The organism is Hymenobacter agri, assembly GCF_054778495.1.
Map to the genome: position 1 here is coordinate 1 of NZ_BAAGZM010000446.1, position 3,600 is coordinate 3,600.

Annotated in this window: 3 protein-coding genes and 1 pseudogene; 1 reads left to right on the top strand and 3 read right to left on the bottom strand. The window is 59.9% G+C overall.

Features of this window, described 5'->3' with window-relative positions:
• The 3 genes and pseudogenes from ACYVDE_RS17390 to tgt form a co-directional block, all read right to left on the bottom strand.
• Nucleotides 1-195, bottom strand: a pseudogene (locus ACYVDE_RS17390) (EamA family transporter); the annotation flags it as partial.
• A gap of 135 nt (nucleotides 196-330) precedes the next feature.
• On the bottom strand, nucleotides 331-1,410 hold the full coding sequence (locus ACYVDE_RS17395) for an LptF/LptG family permease (RefSeq protein ID WP_460502815.1): 1,080 nt from the start codon (nucleotides 1,408-1,410) through the stop codon (nucleotides 331-333).
• 97 nt (nucleotides 1,411-1,507) lie between these two features.
• Nucleotides 1,508-2,638, bottom strand: a complete 1,131-nt coding sequence (gene tgt / locus ACYVDE_RS17400; RefSeq protein WP_460502817.1) for a tRNA guanosine(34) transglycosylase Tgt — start codon at nucleotides 2,636-2,638, stop codon at nucleotides 1,508-1,510.
• Between the two features lie 259 nt (nucleotides 2,639-2,897).
• Here tgt and ACYVDE_RS17405 point away from each other — a divergent pair.
• A partial coding sequence (locus ACYVDE_RS17405; protein WP_460502818.1) for a glycosyltransferase occupies nucleotides 2,898-3,600 on the top strand: 703 nt, incomplete at its 3' end.

Below are 3,600 nucleotides of genomic sequence, written 5' to 3' on the forward strand. Positions count from 1 at the left end.
CAGCCGCACCACCTGCCCCGCCGGAATGCGCCACGGCATGCGCCGCGCCACCAGCAGCACCGCCAGTCCCGTAGCCGCCAGCAGCGTGCGCCAGAATACCAACTCCACCGGCGGCACCGTCAGCAGTTTGCCCAGAATGGCCGTGAAGCCCCACAGGAGCACAATGAAATGAAGCTTGAGGTAGTCGCGGAGCATAATGAAGCGCGAACTTTTAGTTCGCGTATCGCCGCAGCACGGCGAGATTGGCATGAAGGAGCAAGCCTGTAAGTGGCCTCGTACAACTTGGATTCGCCGCGTTGCGGCGATACGCGAACTAAAAGTTCGCGCTACTTACTTCGGTACAAACCGGTACAGCGCCAGCCCGATTATCGAAAATACCGTGCTGGGCACCCACGCCGCCACCAGCGGCGACATGCTGCCCACCTGCGCAAGGTTGCGGCTCAGCATCACGAAAATGATGAAGATGAATGCCAGCACGAAGCCCAGCGCAATTTGCCCACCCACGCCGGCCCGCGACTTGCGGGCGCTCAGCGTCACGCCAATCAGCGTGAGGATGATGATGGAGAAGGGGTAGGCGTAGCGCTCGTACTTCTCGCTGAGGTAAATCTGGGTGTCGTCGGCGCCGCGCTCAATCTTGGTGCGGATGTAGCGGTTGAGCTCCGGCAGCGTCATGGTTTCGGCCAGCTTGTAGGTGCTGGCGAAGTCGGCGGGCAGCAGGTTCAGGGTGGTGTCGCGGGCCGCCACAGTTTGCAGCGTTTCATCCTGCGGCCCACGAAACGTGCGTATCAGCTGCGGCGAGAGGTGCCACACGTGCTTGGTCGAATCCCAGTTGATGGCATCGGCCGTAAGGCGGCGCTTGAGGATGGTGCTGTCGACGGTTTCGAGCGCGAAGTGGAAGCCGATGTTATTAATATTATCATAGCTCTCCATGTACACGTAGCTGCGCGGCCCGATTTTGATGTGCACGTTGCGCCCCTGAAACCGGTACGGCAGTTTGATGTACGCTTTCTCGAATTGCACCCGCGACTTGTTGCCCATCGGTAGCACCCAGCCAATTAGCCCGAAAATGAGTAGCCCCACCACCGCGCCGCCCATCGCATAGGGCAGCATCAGCCGCTTAAAACTCACTCCACTGGCCAGAATGGCCACAATTTCGGTGCGCGCCGCCAGCTGCGCCGTCACAAATACCACCGCGATAAAAATGGTAATGGGCGACAGTAGATTGGCGAAATAGGGAAACAGAAAAATATAATAGCCGAAAATAATTTTCGACATCGACAGATTATGCTGAATAAAATCGTCGTTTTTCTCCGTGAAATCAATCACGCAAATCACCGATACCAAAATAACCACCGAGAAGAAAAACGCGGCGAGAAATTTCTTAATGATGTATTTATCGAGAATATTCATTTCTGTAATTATGAGTTTTGAGGGTTGAATGCTGAGTTAAGCAGTTGGCACATCAGCCGAACTGCTCTCAACATTCAACCCTCAACATTCAACACTTCTAAAGGCGCGTCATCAGCTGCTTCACCATACGCTCCTTCCAGGGGCCAAACGTGCCGGCGATGATTTCCTTGCGGGCCTCCCTCACCAGCCACAGGTAGAAGGCCAGGTTGTGGGCCGAGGCAATCTGCGGCCCCAGCATCTCCTGGCACTGAAACAGGTGGCGCACGTAGGCGCGGCTGTAGAACGTGCTGGCCGCACCTTCCAGCGCCGGGTCGATGGGTGTGAAGTCGGTGGCCCATTTCAGGTTGGTCACGTTCATGATGCCCTGGGTGGTGAACAGCATGCCGTTGCGGGCGTTGCGGGTGGGCATCACACAGTCGAACATGTCCACGCCCAGTGCAATGTTTTCGAGGATGTTGGCCGGCGTGCCCACGCCCATGAGGTAGCGCGGCTTGTCCTTGGGCAGGATGTCGCACACGATTTCCGTCATCTCGTACATCAGCTCGGCCGGCTCGCCCACGCTCAGCCCACCGATGGCGTTGCCGGCCCGGCCCTGCTCGGCAATGAACTCGGCCGAGCGCACGCGCAAGTCCTTAAAGGTGCTGCCCTGCACAATCGGGAACAGGTTCTGCTCGTAGCCATACAACCCCTCGGTGCTGTCGAAGCGCTCGATGCAGCGCTTCAGCCAGCGGTGCGTCATGTCGAGCGAGCGGGCGGCGTAGTCGTACTCGCAGGGCCAGGGCGTGCACTCATCGAAGGCCATAATAATATCGGCCCCAATCGCGCGCTGAATGTCCATCACGCCCTCGGGCGTGAACAAATGCTGGCTGCCGTCGATGTGGGAGCGGAACTTCACGCCGTCTTCCTTAATCTTCCGGGTGTTGCTCAGCGAGTACACCTGGTACCCGCCCGAGTCGGTCAGAATCGGCCGGTCCCAGCCGTTGAACTGGTGCAGGCCGCCGGCGGCACGCAGCACGTCGAGGCCCGGGCGTAGGTAGAGGTGGTAGGTGTTGCCGAGAATAATCTGGGCCTGCACGTCGTCCTTCAGCGTGGCCTGGCTCACAGCCTTCACGGTGCCAGCCGTGCCCACGGGCATAAAAATGGGCGTTTCGATGGTGCCGTGGGCCGTTTCGAGGCGGCCGGCGCGGGCCTTGGTGGCGGGGTCTTGGGCGAGGAGGTCGAAGGTCATGCGGGAGGGAGAGGCAAATAAAACCAGAACGTCATGCTGAGCTTGTCGAAGCATCTCTACCGCGCAAGTAATTTCTGACGTCTCAACGAAGCGGTAGAGATGCTTCGACAAGCTCAGCATGACGTTCTGGTTGAAACCGTAGCTGTGCTACAGTCCACAAAGGTAACCCGCCCGTTTTGCGCCTCGTACTTTTGCGCGCCCATTCGTACTCGCCGTTTTGTTGCTTCACTACTTACCCACGTCCCCATTTTTCTGGCTTTTGTTGGCGTGCGTGCTGGTGCAGCTGTTTTACGCGGCTTATTATTTCTGGCCCTTCGCCCGCCGCCCCCTCGAAGCGCCCGCCGATGCCCCCGGCCCCGACGCCGAGTCCGTGTCCATCGTCGTTTGCGCCCGCAACGAGCTCGACAACCTGCGCCGCCTGCTGCCGCTGCTGCTCAAGCAGGATTACCCCGCCGCCTTCGAAATTGTCCTCATCGACGACCGCAGCCACGACGACACCTACCTCTACGCCCAGCAACTGGCCCAATACTACCCCAGCACCGTGCGCCTCGTCACCATCGACCGCACGCCCGACGGCTTCGCGCCCAAGAAATACGCCCTCACGCTCGGCATCAAGGCTGCCCGCTACCCGCGCTTGCTTTTCACCGATGCCGACTGCATTCCGGCCACCAACCAGTGGCTGCGCCTCATGCAGCGCGGTTTCGCGGCCAACGGCGGGGCCGATGTCGTGCTGGGTTTCTCGGCCTATACCGAGATGCCCGGCTTTCTCAACCAGCTCATTCGCTACGAAACGCTGCTCACGGCCGCGCAGTACCTCAGCTTTGCCTGGCGCGGCCGGCCCTACATGGGCGTGGGCCGCAACCTGGCCTACACCCGCGCCTGCTTCACGGCCACCAAGGGCTTTGCCTCGCACATCCGCCAGCTCTCGGGCGACGACGACCTGCTGGTGCAGGATGCCGTGC

What these genes read in the sequence shown, in the direction of transcription:
- ACYVDE_RS17395 (WP_460502815.1), bottom strand. Translation starts at nt 1,410, where the DNA reads ATGAATATTCTCGATAAATACATCATTAAGAAATTTCTCGCCGCGTTT.
- tgt (WP_460502817.1), bottom strand. Translation starts at nt 2,638, where the DNA reads ATGACCTTCGACCTCCTCGCCCAAGACCCCGCCACCAAGGCCCGCGCC.